The sequence below is a fragment of the Pseudolysinimonas sp. genome (assembly GCF_031389465.1).
In the GTDB taxonomy this organism is placed as follows: domain Bacteria; phylum Actinomycetota; class Actinomycetes; order Actinomycetales; family Microbacteriaceae; genus Pseudolysinimonas_A.
In genome coordinates this window covers 1-14,345 of sequence record NZ_JANMSQ010000224.1, presented here as the reverse complement: position 1 = coordinate 14,345, position 14,345 = coordinate 1, and the positions used below count along the sequence as shown (strand labels likewise).

The following is a 14,345-nucleotide window of genomic DNA, read 5'->3' as shown; positions in this document are numbered from 1 at the left end:
ACATCATCTGGTAGGTCAGGGTCCCCGACTTCGACACGAGGCCGATCGGACCCTTGCCGGTGATGTTGTTGGGGGTGATGCCCACGAGCGACTCCCCCGGCGTGATGATGCCGGGGCAGTTCGGGCCGATGATGCGAGTCGTGCCCTTCGCCTTCGCGTAGGCCCAAGCCTCGGCGGTGTCTTGCACCGGGATGCCTTCGGTGATGACGACGAGCAGCGGGATGCCGGCATCCACCGCTTCGATCATCGCGTCCTTGGCGAAAGCCGGGGGCACGAAGACGATCGACACGTCGGCGCCGGTTTCGGCGATGGCCTCGGCGACGGTGCCGAAGACCGGCAGCGTGACGCCGCCGTCATGCTCGACGGTCGTGCCGGCCTTGCGCGCGTTGACGCCGCCGACGACCTGGGTTCCGGCCTTGAGCATCAGGGCGGTGTGCTTGGTGCCCTCGCCGCCCGTAATGCCCTGGACGATGACCCTGGAGTCCTTGGTGAGGAAGATCGACATGTTTCTAGTCCTTCGAAGTCTGGTTTCGATACGCCGCTGCGCGGCTACTCAACCGGCGGTGGCGGCGAGTTGCGCGGCCTTGTCGGCGCCGTCGTCCATGGTGTCGGCGAGGGTCACGAGGGGGTGGCGCGCACTGCGCAGGATCGCGTGCCCTTCGTCGACCCGGTTGCCGTCGAGGCGCACCACGAGCGGCTTGGTGGCGCTGTCGCCGAGGATCTCGAGGGCTTTGACGATGCCCTCGGCAACGGCGTCACACGCGGTGATGCCGCCGAAGACGTTGACGAAGACGCTCTTCACCTGCGGGTCGCCGAGGATGACGTCGAGCCCGGCCGCCATGACTTCAGCCGAGGCCCCCCCACCGATGTCGAGGAAGTTGGCGGGCTTCACGCCGCCGTGCCGCTCGCCCGCGTAGGCGACGACATCCAGGGTGCTCATGACGAGGCCTGCGCCGTTGCCGATGATGCCGACCTCGCCGTCGAGTTTCACGTAGTTGAGGTCGTGCGCCTTGGCCTTCGCTTCAAGCGGGTCGGCGGCGTCCTTGTCTTCGAGCGCCTCGTGTTCGGGGTGCCGGAATCCGGCGTTCTCATCGAGCGTGACCTTGCCGTCGAGGGCGACGATGTCGCCGGCGCCGGTGAGCACGAGCGGGTTCACCTCGACGAGGGTGGCGTCTTCGGCGGCGTAGACGCCGTAGAGCTTCACGATGACGGGGGCGACCTTGTCGATGATCTCGGCCGGGAACTTCGCCGCGACCGCGATCTCAGTAGCCTTCGCCAGGTCGATGCCGGCGACCGGGTCGACCTCGATGCGGGCAAGTGCCTCAGGCCGCTCCTCGGCGAGCACCTCGATCTCCATGCCGCCCTCGTAGGAGGCGAGCGACAGGTAGGAGCGGTTCGCGCGGTCGAGCAGCACGGAGAAGTAGTACTCCTCCTTGATGTCGGCACCCGCGGCGACCATGACCTTCTTGACGATGTGACCCTTGATGTCGAGACCGAGGATCGCCTTCGCGGCCTCTTCGGCATCCGCGGGGGTCTTCGCGACCTTCACGCCGCCGGCCTTGCCGCGACCACCGGTCTTCACCTGCGCCTTGACGACGGTGACGCCACCGAGCTTCTCCGCCGCGGCGCGCACCTCGGCGGGAGTCTCTGCGACGATGCCGGCGAGCACGGGAACACCGTGCTTCTCGAACATCTCACGGGCCTGGTACTCGTACAGATCCACGCTGAACTTCTTCTTCCGTTGGAGGGGAGCGGATGCTTGGTGGCGGGGCCGTCTTCTCTCGACATCGAGATAACTCGACGTCAAGATACTTTTCAGCCTCGCACAGCCTACCCCTGCGAGCATGGGCCTATGTCCGATCGCAGCGAGGCCTTCCGGCGGTACGCAGCCGACTCGTCGTTGGTGTTCGGCGGGCTCGCCGCGATCCTGCTGCAGCTCGCGCACCCGGTGGTCGCGCGTGGAGTCGCCGAGAGCAGCTCCTTCGCCCGTGACCCGCTCAGGCGGTTACGCCAGACCCTCGCCTACGTATACGCAGTACAACTCGGCTCCCCGCAGCAGCACGCTCTGGCCGTGCGACGCGTCGACTCGGCGCATACCCGGGTGACGGGTGCCCGCGATCCGGGCCTGCAGTTGTGGGTCACCGCGACCCTGGCTCACACCGGGATGCAGGTGCACGAATTGCTGCACGGTCCTCTTCCGGCCGAGCTCGCCGCGGAGGTGTACGCGGCGAGCGGCGAGCTCGGGATGTCGTTGCAGCTACCACGTCACGCCTGGCCCGCCGACCGCGCGGCCTTCGACCGCTACTGGGAGGCCGCCCTCCCCACGCTCGAGGTCGGGCCCGCCGCCCGTGCCGTTGCAGCCGAGCTGCTCGCGGCGCGCGCGGCGCCCTGGTGGCTACGCCTTGCGCTCCCGGCCGCGCGCGAGTTCACCGCGGTGCTGCTGCCCGCGCGACTGCGCGACGCCTACAACCTGCCGGATCATCCGCGACGCGGCCGAACCGTCGTGGGTGTGGTGCGGATGCTCGTCCGGCTGGCGCCGCGGCGTCTGCTCGAATTGCCGTCACGGCGGCTGCTCGCTGACCCTCGCCGCACCTGAAACGTCTGCTGTCTAGGCTCGATGCATGGACACACGAACTCTGGGTCGCACCGGCCGCACCGTCTCGGTCATCGGCCTCGGGACTTGGCAGCTAGGCGCCGACTGGGGCTCCGTGGATGACGGCGACGCCCGCGCCGTACTCGACGCTTCCTTCGCCGCGGGCGTGACGATGTACGACACTGCCGACGCGTACGGCGACGGCCGCAGCGAGCAGCGCATCGCATCCTGGCTCGACGCTCAGGGCCTCCGCGGCCAGGTCTTCGTGGCGACCAAGATCGGCCGGCGGGTGCCGCAACTGGCCGCGAACTACTCGATGACGAACTTCCGAGCCTGGATCGACAGGTCGCGCACGAACCTCGGGACGGACACCCTCGATCTCGTGCAGCTGCACTGCCCGCCCGACGAGGTGTACGCGTCGGACGAGGTCTTCGACGGCCTCGACACCCTCGTCGCCGAGCAGGCGATTGCCGCGTACGGCGTGAGTGTCGAGACCGCCGAGCAGGCGCTCGCGGCGATTGCCCGTCCGGGGGTCGCGACGGTGCAGATCGTCCTCAACGCGTTCCGGCTGAAGCCGCTCGACGCCGTGCTGCCGGCCGCGCAGGAGGCGGGAGTCGGCATCATCGCCCGCGTGCCGCTGGCGAGCGGTCTGCTCTCCGGTCGGTACGACCATGACACGACGTTCGCGGCCGACGATCATCGCAGCTACAACCGGGACGGCTCATCGTTCGACGTTGGCGAGACCTTCGCGGGTGTCGACTTCGACGAGGGGGTCGAGGCCGCGCGGGAGTTTTCGGCGCTCGCCCGCGAACACGGCCTCGAGCCGGCCGCGACAGCACTCGCCTGGCTCGCGCAACTGCCGGGCGTGACCACCGTCATCCCGGGGGCCCGCAATGTCGGGCAGGCCCAGGGCAACGCGGCAGCGGGATCGGTCGCCCCGCTCGGGGATGCCTTCACCGCCGCCGTGCGCGACCTGTACGACCGCCGCATCCGGGGATCAGTCCACAACCGCTGGTAAAGCAAACGCTGGTGACCCGGCCGGAGCCGAGCCACCAGCGTTTGGTGCTGCGGGTTAGCGGCCGCGCGAACCCTGCGAACGCGCGAACAGCACGCCCGTGATGAGCAGGCCGAGGGCGAAGACGATCGCCAGAACGGTTCCGAAGACACCGAGAGCGGTCGCGGCAACTCCCGCGAGCAGGATGATCGCCGCGACGATCGCCGTCACGACGAACGCGAGCGCCGACTGGTTGGTGACCTCTTTGCCGATGTAGAGCGCAATGGCGCCCACGAGGGTGCCCAGGGCAGCCGCGATCGCGGCGATCGTGCCGAGCGGAGCCGGCAGGGCGACGACGAGCCCGAGCGCGAGCAGCAGCCAGCCGACGGCGCCGACGATCAGCGCGATGCGGGTGATGGTGCCTTTGAACGAAGAGATCGCCAGGATCAGCAACGCGACGCCGATCGCCAGGTAGGCCAGGAAGACCAGCCAGACGCCGAGCGCCGTGACTCCGGCCAGGCCGAGCACGATGTTCAGCAGCAGCAGCGCGCCTGCGATCGCAAGGATGACGCCGGCGATCGACCGGCGCGAGTTGGTTACAGCAGCCATACGGTGTTCTCCTTTGAACTGAATGGTCCCAGCTGAGCCGGGCGGCCCCAGCCTAGGGGTAACGGGCCTTCGAGCGAGAGTGCCGCGCACTCTAGGCTGTGCGGCATGGCCGACATCCGCCGCTTCGCTTTCGCCCGTCACTTGCGCTCCACCCCCACCAGCCACATCGTCCACGCGCGGCGGGGTCGAATCGTGCACAGCGGCCCCGGGATCGCGTTCTACTTCCGCGCGCTCAACGCCGCGATCAGCGAGGTGCCGATCGCCGAGAACGAACTCTCGATGCTGTTCGGCGCCCGCACTCTCGACTTTCAGGAGGTGTCGGTGCAGGCGACCGTCACTTACCGCTTCGCCGACCCGGTGATTGCGGCAGGACGCATTGACTTCTCGATCGACCCGTACCACGGCCGCTGGATCGGCAAGCCGCTTGAGCAGGTCGGCACGCGCATCACCGAACTCGCGCAACAGTACGCGGTCGAGCACATCTCGTCGCTGAACCTCGTGGATGTGCTCGGCGCCGGCATCCCGAAGGTGCGTGCGGTTACGGCCTCCGGTCTCGCCGGCGATGAGCGGCTCGCCGAGACATCGGTCATCGTCGTCGCGGTACGCATCGTGTCGATCCGCCCGCAAGCCGACCTGGAACGGGCGCTCGAGACGCCGGTTCGCGAGCGGGTACAACAGGATGCCGACGCCGCCACGTACGAGCGGCGGGCACAGGCGGTCGAACGTGAGCGCACGATCGCCGAGAACGAACTGCAGAGCAAGATCGAGCTCGCGACGCGCGAGCAGCAGCTCGTGCAACAGGAGGGCGCGAACTCGCAGCGCCGCGCGACCGAGGAGGCCGCGACGGCCCTCATCGCCGCGAAGGCGAGCTCTGAGCGGGCGAAGCTCGAGGCTGCCGCGCGCGCCGACAGCACGCGAGTCGTCGGTGCGGCTCATGCCGATTCCGAAGCGGCGCGGCTCGCCGCCTACGCGGGAGTGCAGCCGACGTTGCTGACGGCCCTCGCGTTCCAGGAGCTGGCGAAGCACCTTCCCGAGATCGGCACGCTCAACCTGACACCGGATGTGCTCACCCAGGCGCTGTCTCGGCTTGCGGCTGCTCCGGAGCCGGCGGCGGCTGCCCCCGCAGCGCCGGTAGCTTCCGACGCCGCCCCCGACCAGCGCTGACGCCGGAGCGATCGTGCTGCCCGTCCGCGTGGTGTTCGTGCGCCGTCGCTCGGAGTACGACGAGTTGCTCGACCGGCACGCCACCTTCGGACAGGCCGAGTTCTTTCTCCGCTCCCGCGGTCGGTCGATCGAAGATGTCGTCGCCCGCCACGAGGCGATCCAAGCGGCGCTGCACCTGGTCTCCACCAGCCTGCCCGCAGATGTGCGGCAGGCTCGCGTCGAGCGCACCGACCTCGACCGCTACCTGTTCGCCCCCGAAGACATCGTCGTCGCGGTGGGCCAGGACGGTCTCGTCGCCAACGTGGCGAAGTACCTCTCGGGGCAGCCGGTGATCGGCGTGAACCCCGAGCCGGGTCGCAACGCCGGGGTGCTCGTGCGGCACGAGCCGACCGCGGGCGCCGCGATCGTCGACCGGGTGCGGCACGGCCAGGCGACGATCGAGCAACGCGCGATGGTGCAGGCGACCCTCGACGACGGGCAGACCCTTACCGCGCTCAACGACCTCTACCTCGGCGACCCCGGCCATCAGTCGTCGCGGTACACGCTCACGGTTCCGGAGCGCGGCACCGAACGGCAGTCGTCGTCGGGAATCATCGTCGGTACCGGAACGGGAAGCACGGGGTGGTCGTCGTCCATCGCCAACGACCGCGAGCTGCTCGACTGGCTGCCGGAAGCGGCATCCGATGGCCTCGCCTGGTTCGTGCGCGAAGCCTGGCCGTCGCCTGCCACCGGGCGCGTACTCGAGTTCGGGGCCCTGCTGGCGTCCCAGCGCCTCGAGCTGGTCGCCGAGTCGGAGTTGCTCGTGGCCTTCGGCGACGGCATCGAGCACGACCGCCTGTCGATCGCCTGGGGCCAACACCTCACCGTCGGCACCAGCGAGCACCGCCTCGCCCTCGTCGTCGCGTGAAATTCGTCATATGAAGTTCGCCGCGCTACGGGCGCGCTGGTACAAGAGCTACCTCAGCGGCGGGTCACTGCTGATGGCGGGCGACAACGCCGAGCACGCCATCACCTACCTCGTGATGTGGCAGCTGTTCGAGTCGCCGCTGCTCGCCGGATTCGCGGTGGTGAGCCATTGGCTGCCGCACCTGCTGTTCTCGATTCCGTTCGGGGGGCTCGCCGACCGGTTCGATTGTCGGCGGATCATTCAGATCTCCTGTGGCCTGTTCGTCGTCGCATCCCTCACCTGGGGTGTGCTGTTGTTGTACGAGGCGCTGCAGCCGTGGCATTGCGTGGTGTTGCTGCTCGTGCACGGGTTTGCGAGTGCGTTGTGGCATCCGGCGAATCAGGTAATGCTCTACGACCTGGTCGGCGAGAAGACTCTGCCGAGCGCGGTGCGGCTGATGGCGACGGGCCTGAGCCTCGGCATGTTGGTGGGTCCGGCCGTCGGCGCGGTGCTGCTGTTCACCATCGGGCCCGCCTGGGGGATGTTCGTCAACGCGCTGTTCTACCTCCCGTTCCTCATCCACCTCGCACTATCGCCGTTCGACGGCCACCAGCGCCGAACGACCGGGGTGCTTCCGCGAGTACGGCTGCGAGAGCTGCTCGCAACCGTCCGCGATCTGCCGCGGTACCCCAACATCCTGCTCGTCATCGCGCTGCAGGGGGCCGTCGGGTTGCTCATCGGCGTCGCCCTGATGCCGCTGCTGCCGGAATTCGGTGAACTGCTCGGTCAGGTCGAGTCGGGCCTCGGCTATGGGCTGTTGCTCGTCGCGCTGAGCGTTGGCGCGGTCACCGGCGGCCTCGTGCTCGAGAGTGTCGGGCATCTGCGGGCGACCCCCCTCGTCTCGGCGTTGAGCGAACTCGTCTTCGCGGCGTGCATCCTGGGGTTCGCGCTCTCGCGGGTGTTCCCGCTGAGCCTCGCGTTGCTCGTAGTTGCCGGTGCGGCCTCGATCCTCTCCCTCTCGACGTCGCAGACGGTCGTGCAACTGGAGGCGCCTCCCGCGCGGCGCGGACGGTTCATCGGAGCGTTCAACACGACGAACATGGGGTTCCGGGTCGGCAGCGGAGTGCTCGTCGCCGTGCTCGGTGGGCTCGTCGGCATCCCCGCCGCCGTTGCTCTCGCTGCCGGAACCCTCGTGCTGGTCTGCATCGCCCTCGCCGCCGTCGCCGCGCGGCTGCGGCCCGCACCCCCTTCGGCGTGACGGCTATTTGCCCAAGATGGCTGACCTTTGACGCGGAAAGTCCGCCAACTTGGGCAAATAGCCGTCAGAGCTTCTCGATCGGGGCGATCTTGATGAGCAGGCGCTTCTTGCCCGCGGTGTCGAACTGCACTTCGGCGATCGACTTCGTGCCCTGACCCGTCACCGCCACGACGCGGCCCTCGCCGAAATCGGTGTGACGGATGCGGTCGCCGACATCCAGCGTGAGGTCGCCGTTGTCGCGCACCTTTCCGGTGATCTCGGATGCCCACTCCCGTTTCACCCGCGGCGGGGCAGGGGGCAGTTCGGTCGAGTACGAGAACCCGCGCGCTGGGCCGCCCGCGTAGCCCCGAGCGTTGAGCGCCCGCGGACGCTGACCGCCGCGCGAAGTCGCATCTCCGGGCGACTGCCGCCAGTCGATGAGGCCCGCCGGGATCTCTTGCAGGTAGCGGCTCGGCATCGCGACGCTCGTGTCGCCGAACGACGACCGGGTCATCGACAACGACAGGAACAGTCGCTTCTTCGCCCGGGTGATCCCGACATAGAACAGCCGGCGCTCCTCGGCGAGGCCGCCGGGTTCGCCCGACGAGATGCGGTGCGGCAGCAGGTCTTCTTCGACCCCGGTGAGGAATACGGCGTCATACTCGAGGCCCTTCGCGGTGTGCAGCGTCATCAGCGAGATCGACCCGGATTCGTCGTCGATCTCATCGGCCGCCGCGACCAGCGCCACCTCGGTGAGAAACTCGAGCAGGCCGGCATCCGGGTTGTTCTTCGCGAACTCCTTCGTCACCGACACGAGTTCTTCGACGTTCTCGATGCGCGCCTCATCCTGCGGGTCACGGGTGGCGCGCAGCGCCTCGAGGTACCCGGATCCGCCCAGCAGGGCGAGCAGGATGTCGGCAGCCTTCCCTCCCGCGTTGTGCTGAGCCTCGGCCTCATCGAGCAGTTCGCCGAGGTCGAGAATCGCCCGGGTGACTTTCGGGCCGAGTTCCAGTTGCCCGGCATCCCCGAGCGCGTCCCGCAGGGCGACACCCATCTTGTCGGCGTGCGCCTGCAGCGCCGCTTCGGTCGCCGGGCCGATGCCGCGCTTCGGGGTGTTGAGGATGCGGCGCAGCGCGAGGTCGTCGGCGGGATTGGCCACCTGGATCAGATACGCCATCGCGTCCTTGATCTCGGCGCGCTCGTAGAACTTGGTGCCGCCGATGATCTTGTACGGCAGCCCCGAGCGGATGAACACGTCTTCCAGCGGCCGGGTCTGCGAGTTGGTGCGGTAGAACACCGCGATCTCGCGGTACGGGGTTCCCGCGGAGTGCAGCGCCGAGATCTCGTCGGCCACGAACTGCGCCTCGTCGTGCCCCGAGTATCCGGTGTAGCCGATGATCGGGTGCCCGGCCCCGACGGTCGTGAAGAGGTTCTTCTCAAGCCGGTCGAAGTTGTTCGAGATGACGGCGTTGGCGGCATCGAGGATGTTCTGCGTCGACCGGTAGTTCTGCTCGAGCAGCACGGTCTTGGTGTCGGGATAGTCGCGCTCGAACTCGACGATGTTGCGGATGTCGGCGCCGCGGAACGCGTAGATCGACTGATCCGAGTCGCCGACGACGGTGAGCGCGGCCCCGGGCAGCCCGCCCGAAGCGTCCACGGCCATCCGCGTGTCTTCGGGAACATGCTGCGGCTTGATCGGCCGGGTCAGTTCGCGGATCAACGCGTACTGGGCGTGGTTGGTGTCTTGGTACTCGTCGACCAGCACATGCCGGAACCGCCGCTGGTAGAGCGCCGCGACATCCGGGAACGCCCGGAACAGGTGTACCGTTTCGCCGATCAGGTCGTCGAAGTCCATCGCGTTCGCCCGACGCAACCCCGCCGTGTACCGCCGGTAGATCTCGAGGAACGCCACCTCGGCAGGGTCGTCGGTGTTGATGTTGCGCGCGTAGGTGTCGACATCCACGAGCTCGTTCTTCTGCTTCGAGATCTTGCTGGCGACGATGCCCGGCGTGAGGTTGAGGGTGTCGGCATCCAGCTCTTTCACGATGCGCTTGATGAGCGCCCGACTGTCGGCGGAGTCGTAGATCGTGAAGCCCGCCTTCATGCCCATCACTTCGGCCTGGCGCCGCAGGATGCGCACACACGCGGAGTGGAAGGTCGAGATCCACATGCCGTCGGTGGCCCGGCCCACGAGGTGTTGCACGCGTTCGCGCATCTCGTTGGCGGCCTTGTTGGTGAAGGTGATTGCGAGAATCTGCAGCGGCGTCGCCTCACCGCTCGAGAGGAGGCTCGCGATGCGGCGGGTGAGCACGCTCGTCTTGCCCGAGCCGGCACCGGCGACGATGAGCAGGGACTTTCCGCGGTAGAGCACCGCTTCGCGCTGCCGGGGGTTGAGCCCCTCCAGCAGCCGGTCGTCAGGTGCGGGGGTGCTCATCGTGGGTCGATTCTACGTTTCGCCGGTGACCTCGGCCCGAGCCTGAACCCCGAGGTCCGGGTGGTCAACGAAGATCCCGTCGACACCGGTGCCGAGGATCGCGTCGAACTCGGTGCGCCAGTCGCCCCAGTCACGCGCGCCCTTGCCGACCCGGTTCTCCGGCGCGAGGAATCGGTTCTCGGGCCGCAGGGTCCAGGTGAAGACGTCGAGCCCGACGGCGTGGGCCCGGGCGACGAGCGCAGCCCCCGTCGGGCGCAGCAGCAGCGACTTGTCAACGCTCACTCCGTCGACCTGTTTCGCGAGGCGGGCGAGCCCGGCATCCGTCAGTTGCGCCGAGTAGGGCAGTGCCTGATCCCCGAACCGGGCAACCAGGTCGGGGGCCGAGCCGCGCGACTCGACCAGGTAGATGAACCGCCCGCGCACCCCGCGCTCCCGGATCTCGCCGAGCACCGTCTGCTCGAAGCACTCGACGATGATGCGGGGGCCGTCATCCCAGGCCTTCAGTTCGTCGGCGATCAGCTCGTCGAGCGGGAGGCCGATCGAGGCGAAGTACGTCGGATGCTTCACCTCCGCCACGACCGAGATCGGGCGTCCGGTGCGCTCAGCTCCGGCATCCAGAATCTCGAGCAGGTCGCGCAGCCGCAGGATCGGCTCGGTGCCGTCAAACGTCGCCGAGGCCTGTCGCACCTGGGGGAGCCGCTCGGTCGCCCGCAGGGTGCTGAGTTCGGCCCAGGTGAAGTCCTCGGTGAACCAGCCGGTGAGGCTCACGCCGTCGACCCGTTTCGTCGCGCGGCGGTCGGCGAACTCGGGGTGAGCCGCGACATCCGTGGTGCCCGAGATCTCGTTCTCGTGCCGCAGCACCAGCACCCCGTCACGGGTGGCGACGATGTCGGGTTCGATCGCATCGACGCCGAGGGTGATGGCCAACTCGTACGCCGAACGGGTGTGCTCGGGCCGGTAGCCGCTTGCTCCACGATGCCCGATGACAAGGGGGCGAGGTGGGCGCATCCGTTCACGATAATCTGTACGCCTCATGGCAACCTGCGCGAACTGCGACCGGGAGCTGCAACCCGCCTGGAAGTACTGCATCAACTGCGGTACCCGCACCGCCGTGCCGCTGGCCGGTGTGGTGCCCTCGGCGTTGAGCGCCGACCCCGAGAACGAGGTGCGCCGGGTCAACGTGCTCGCGGTGCTCGCCCTCATCCTGGGGTGCCTGCTCAGCCCGCTCGCCGCACTGTTCGGGCATATCGCGGTGTCGCAGATCAAGATCACCGGCGAACGTGGCCTCATCCCGGCCTGGATCGCCGTGGTGCTCGGCTACATCTGGCTCGTCGTTCTGGCGGTGCTCGTGATCACCTTCGTCACGACAAATGCCTGACGCACCAGCAACGTTCCGCTGGCGTGAGCCGACCGTTGCCCTGACCCTGCGCTGGGGCGGCTACCGCACCCGGCTGCTCGGCGGCCTGCTGCTGATCGTCGCGGGCGGGCTCGCTGTCGCGGGGGGCGGCGTGTCCAGCCCGTTCGCGACCGCCCTGCTCTACGCCGGCTCCGTCGCGCACATCACCGGATGGTCGATTCTGCCGTCGGCCGGATGGCGGCGGGTGTGGGCCCTCATCCCGTCGACGACCGTGATGTGGGCGCTGCTCGCCGGGCCGGGGTGGCTGTGGATTCTGGTGTTCCCCTACCTCGGCTGGCTGCTCGTGCGGCACCGTCCGCTGGCGAGCTACCCGACGCTGCTGTTCGTCATCGCCGGGGCGGTCCTGGTGGCGCCGCTCTTCCCGTCGTACTCGTTGATGCTGCCCGCTCTCGGCACGATGGCGACGATCATGATGCTGTCGGCGCTCGCTGCGCGCGCGGTGCATGTCGCCCAGGCGCGGGGCCGCGATGTGCGCCGTCGGCGAAAGCTCAGGAAATCCGCGGCATCCGCTCCGTAAGCTCTTCTCATGGCCAATCCTGCTTTCAGCAACTCCCCCGCCTTCTCGGCTGTCGCCGCCCAGAAACTCGCTGCCCGCCAGAACGGTGTACCCCCCGTTCCGACGCCCGGACAGCTTCAGGAGCACTACGGGCTGCCGGATGCCACTCCGGATCAGATGGAGCGGATGACCTACCAGGACACCATCTTCAAGACCCTCGCCGGCTTCGCGGTGCTGCTCGTCGGTGCGGCGATCGGCTGGGTGTTCCCGGTGCTCGCGATCGTCGGTCTCATCGCCGGTCTGGTGCTCGCGCTGGTCAACATCTTCAAGAAGAAGCCGTCACCCGGGCTGATCCTCGCCTACGCCTTCGCCGAGGGTCTGCTCGTCGGTGGGGTCTCGATGTTCTTCTCCCAGATGTGGGATGGCATCGTGCCGATGGCCCTGCTCGGCACGCTCGGCGTCGTGGGCGTCACCCTCGCCCTGTTCGCCAACGGCAAGGTGCGCGTATCCAAGCGCGCGACCCAGATCTTCCTCGTCGCGATCGTCGGCTACGCGGCCTTCTCGCTCATCAACGTCGTGCTCATGATGACCGGCGTCGTCGACTCGTTCGGAGGCATGCGCGACTTCGAGATCTTGGGCATCCCTCTCGGCATCCCGCTGGGCATCCTGGTAGTCCTGCTCGCTGCCTACTCGCTCGTGATGGACTTCGACTACATCCAGCAGGGGGTGCGTACCGGTCAGCCGCGCATCTATGGCTGGACGGCCGCCTTCGGCATCATCGTCACCGTCGTCTGGCTCTACCTCGAGATCCTGCGTCTGCTGTCGTACTTCCTGCCGCGCAACTGACCCCTGGGTGGTCGAGTAGCCGCCGTACGCGGCGTGTCGAGACCACACGCCCTCTGATCAGAGCAGACCGTCGGGTGTTCTCCATCGCACGCCCGCGAAACGTGAGAAGTCGTTGTCGTATGACACGACGTCTGCGTGATGCTCGAGCGCAAGGGCGACCAGATGCGCATCGTTGACGAGGTTTCCACCGACGCCTAAGTCGGCCAGAGTTCGACGAAGAAGGTCGGCGTGGGCCGATCCCGGGCTGACGACGACCGCGCCGGGCGCGCCGATCCAGGCTTGCACCTGCTCGAGAGCCTCATCGATCCCGAGCGGCCTCTCGAACAACCCCGGCTTCGTCGACAGCCGCACGAAGGCCAGCAAGACGAGCCAACTCAGCCCGACGGTGTCGGCTCCCCCGAGAGCGCGGTCGAGCCAGGTTCGGGACGACGTGTGATGCAAAGCGTCCTCGTTGACGGCGTACAGCAGCACATTCGCGTCGACGACTCTCACCCGCCGGCTCGCTTCACTGGCCTGCTCGCATCCGGCGGACGAGTTCCTCGTCCTCCTCGTCGGCGGCGATCTGAAGCGCACGGTCTAGATTCACGGCCGGCGCACCCATCGCTTTCGTGCGGGTGGCAAACGGCGCTCGAGGGCGATCACTCGCTCCCGCCCGGATGGCGTCGTTCAACGCACGTTTGAAGGACAGACCTCGTTCGGCCATCAGGCGCCGCACAAGCGACTCCGTGTCAGGGTCGAGAGTTACCGTCGTTCTCACTTTGACAGCATAGCATCAGAACTTGTGATGCTATGAGGTCACCGGGCGGCCGCGCAACTGAGGGGCAAGTAGATCGGAGCCCTGTTACCGACTCCGCGCGTGCTTCGCGCGCGCGGAGGGGCATGATCCATCCTCCAATAGGAAGCGGAACCAAACCCAGGGCGATTCAGTCCGATGCTAGGTATCCGGGAAACCTGGGGCAGGTCAAACCTGCGGGTGAAGCAGCGGCATAGGTGAGGTGAGCAACCGGCTCACTCCCACTCGATCGTGCCGGGTGGTTTCGACGTCACGTCGAGAACCACCCGGTTGACTCCAGCGACTTCGTTGGTGATGCGGTTGGAGATCTTCGCGAGCACGTCGTAGGGCAGGCGCGTCCAGTCGGCAGTCATCGCATCTTCGGATGACACCGGCCGCAGCACGATCGGGTGCCCGTAGGTGCGGCCGTCGCCCTGCACTCCGACCGAGCGCACGTCGGCGAGCAGCACGACGGGGCACTGCCAGATCTCGGCGTCGAGCCCGGCGGCGGTCAGTTCGGCACGGACGATCGCGTCCGCCTCGCGGAGCAGATCGAGGCGCTCACGGGTAACCTCCCCGACAATGCGGATCCCGAGTCCTGGCCCCGGAAACGGCTGGCGCTGCACGATCTCCGCCGGCAACCCGAGCTCACGGCCGATGGCCCGAACCTCGTCCTTGAACAGGGTGCGCAGCGGTTCGACCAGTTCGAACTGGAGGTCGTCGGGCAGCCCGCCCACATTGTGGTGGCTCTTGATGTTGGCGGTTCCGCTGCCACCCCCGGATTCGACGACATCCGGATACAGCGTGCCTTGCACGAGGAACCGGATCGGATCGCCTTCGGCCGCGAACTCGGCGACCAGGTCGGCCTGGGCCGCCTCAAAGGTGCGGATGAACTCG

General features: G+C 67.9%; 14 protein-coding genes and 1 pseudogene. 8 read left to right on the top strand and 7 right to left on the bottom strand.

Annotated features, from left to right (window positions below; translation table 11 throughout):
• Both RMO30_RS08985 and sucC read right to left on the bottom strand, forming a co-directional pair.
• Window positions 1–505 (bottom strand): CoA-binding protein (locus RMO30_RS08985; protein WP_309712223.1); only part of this gene is annotated, 505 nt, incomplete at its 3' end.
• A gap of 48 nt (window positions 506–553) precedes the next feature.
• Complete coding sequence (gene sucC / locus RMO30_RS08980) at window positions 554–1,723, bottom strand: ADP-forming succinate--CoA ligase subunit beta (protein ID WP_309712220.1); 1,170 nt, start codon at window positions 1,721–1,723, stop codon at window positions 554–556.
• Window positions 1,724–1,852: 129 nt separating this feature from the next.
• On the opposite strand from sucC, the gene RMO30_RS08975 reads away from it, so the two are divergent.
• Together RMO30_RS08975 and RMO30_RS08970 are read left to right on the top strand one after the other, a co-directional pair.
• Window positions 1,853–2,596 carry an oxygenase MpaB family protein gene (locus tag RMO30_RS08975; RefSeq protein ID WP_309712217.1) on the top strand — a complete coding sequence of 248 codons (744 nt, stop codon included), beginning with the start codon at window positions 1,853–1,855 and terminating at the stop codon, window positions 2,594–2,596.
• Between the two features lie 25 nt (window positions 2,597–2,621).
• Entirely contained in the window at window positions 2,622–3,611 is a 990-nt protein-coding gene (locus tag RMO30_RS08970; RefSeq protein WP_309712214.1) for an aldo/keto reductase, read from the top strand.
• Between the two features lie 54 nt (window positions 3,612–3,665).
• Here the strand turns inward: RMO30_RS08970 and RMO30_RS08965 are convergent, their stop codons facing one another.
• A complete protein-coding gene (locus RMO30_RS08965; RefSeq protein ID WP_309712212.1) occupies window positions 3,666–4,196 on the bottom strand; it encodes a hypothetical protein in 531 nt (176 codons plus the stop codon).
• A gap of 105 nt (window positions 4,197–4,301) precedes the next feature.
• Between RMO30_RS08965 and RMO30_RS08960 the strand changes: the two genes are divergently transcribed.
• The 3 genes from RMO30_RS08960 to RMO30_RS08950 are packed head-to-tail and all read left to right on the top strand — an operon-like array spanning window position 4,302 to window position 7,504.
• Entirely contained in the window at window positions 4,302–5,360 is a 1,059-nt protein-coding gene (locus RMO30_RS08960) for an SPFH domain-containing protein (protein ID WP_309712210.1), read from the top strand.
• 13 nt (window positions 5,361–5,373) lie between these two features.
• A complete protein-coding gene (locus RMO30_RS08955; RefSeq protein ID WP_309712207.1) occupies window positions 5,374–6,267 on the top strand; it encodes a hypothetical protein in 894 nt (297 codons plus the stop codon).
• A 10-nt stretch (window positions 6,268–6,277) separates the two neighbouring features.
• Window positions 6,278–7,504 carry an MFS transporter gene (locus RMO30_RS08950; protein WP_309712205.1) on the top strand — a complete coding sequence of 409 codons (1,227 nt, stop codon included), beginning with the start codon at window positions 6,278–6,280 and terminating at the stop codon, window positions 7,502–7,504.
• Between the two features lie 64 nt (window positions 7,505–7,568).
• Here the strand turns inward: RMO30_RS08950 and RMO30_RS08945 are convergent, their stop codons facing one another.
• Window positions 7,569–9,917 carry a UvrD-helicase domain-containing protein gene (locus RMO30_RS08945; protein WP_309712202.1) on the bottom strand — a complete coding sequence of 783 codons (2,349 nt, stop codon included), beginning with the start codon at window positions 9,915–9,917 and terminating at the stop codon, window positions 7,569–7,571.
• Window positions 9,918–9,929: 12 nt separating this feature from the next.
• Complete coding sequence (locus tag RMO30_RS08940) at window positions 9,930–10,925, bottom strand: glycerophosphodiester phosphodiesterase family protein (protein ID WP_309712199.1); 996 nt, start codon at window positions 10,923–10,925, stop codon at window positions 9,930–9,932.
• A 25-nt stretch (window positions 10,926–10,950) separates the two neighbouring features.
• Between RMO30_RS08940 and RMO30_RS08935 the strand changes: the two genes are divergently transcribed.
• The 3 genes from RMO30_RS08935 to RMO30_RS08925 are packed head-to-tail and all read left to right on the top strand — an operon-like array spanning window position 10,951 to window position 12,676.
• Entirely contained in the window at window positions 10,951–11,295 is a 345-nt protein-coding gene (locus RMO30_RS08935; RefSeq protein ID WP_309712196.1) for a DUF4190 domain-containing protein, read from the top strand.
• Entirely contained in the window at window positions 11,288–11,851 is a 564-nt protein-coding gene (locus tag RMO30_RS08930) for a hypothetical protein (protein ID WP_309712193.1), read from the top strand. Before RMO30_RS08935 ends, RMO30_RS08930 begins: the two co-directional genes overlap by 8 nt.
• Window positions 11,852–11,860: 9 nt before the next feature.
• Entirely contained in the window at window positions 11,861–12,676 is an 816-nt protein-coding gene (locus tag RMO30_RS08925) for a Bax inhibitor-1/YccA family protein (RefSeq protein ID WP_309712190.1), read from the top strand.
• 57 nt (window positions 12,677–12,733) lie between these two features.
• On the opposite strand, the gene RMO30_RS08920 is transcribed toward RMO30_RS08925, so the two are convergent.
• Both RMO30_RS08920 and RMO30_RS08915 read right to left on the bottom strand, forming a co-directional pair.
• Window positions 12,734–13,168 carry a type II toxin-antitoxin system VapC family toxin gene (locus RMO30_RS08920; RefSeq protein WP_309712187.1) on the bottom strand — a complete coding sequence of 145 codons (435 nt, stop codon included), beginning with the start codon at window positions 13,166–13,168 and terminating at the stop codon, window positions 12,734–12,736.
• A gap of 516 nt (window positions 13,169–13,684) precedes the next feature.
• Window positions 13,685–14,345: pseudogene (locus tag RMO30_RS08915) on the bottom strand (GMP synthase (glutamine-hydrolyzing)); the annotation flags it as partial.

Bases quoted from the DNA above. Each gene is read 5' to 3' on its own strand.
- RMO30_RS08975 (WP_309712217.1), top strand. From the start codon at position 1,853: ATGTCCGATCGCAGCGAGGCCTTCCGGCGGTACGCAGCCGACTCGTCG.
- RMO30_RS08970 (WP_309712214.1), top strand. From the start codon at position 2,622: ATGGACACACGAACTCTGGGTCGCACCGGCCGCACCGTCTCGGTCATC.
- RMO30_RS08965 (WP_309712212.1), bottom strand. From the start codon at position 4,196: ATGGCTGCTGTAACCAACTCGCGCCGGTCGATCGCCGGCGTCATCCTT.
- RMO30_RS08960 (WP_309712210.1), top strand. From the start codon at position 4,302: ATGGCCGACATCCGCCGCTTCGCTTTCGCCCGTCACTTGCGCTCCACC.
- RMO30_RS08950 (WP_309712205.1), top strand. From the start codon at position 6,278: ATGAAGTTCGCCGCGCTACGGGCGCGCTGGTACAAGAGCTACCTCAGC.
- RMO30_RS08945 (WP_309712202.1), bottom strand. From the start codon at position 9,917: ATGAGCACCCCCGCACCTGACGACCGGCTGCTGGAGGGGCTCAACCCC.
- RMO30_RS08940 (WP_309712199.1), bottom strand. From the start codon at position 10,925: ATGCGCCCACCTCGCCCCCTTGTCATCGGGCATCGTGGAGCAAGCGGC.
- RMO30_RS08935 (WP_309712196.1), top strand. From the start codon at position 10,951: ATGGCAACCTGCGCGAACTGCGACCGGGAGCTGCAACCCGCCTGGAAG.
- RMO30_RS08930 (WP_309712193.1), top strand. From the start codon at position 11,288: ATGCCTGACGCACCAGCAACGTTCCGCTGGCGTGAGCCGACCGTTGCC.
- RMO30_RS08925 (WP_309712190.1), top strand. From the start codon at position 11,861: ATGGCCAATCCTGCTTTCAGCAACTCCCCCGCCTTCTCGGCTGTCGCC.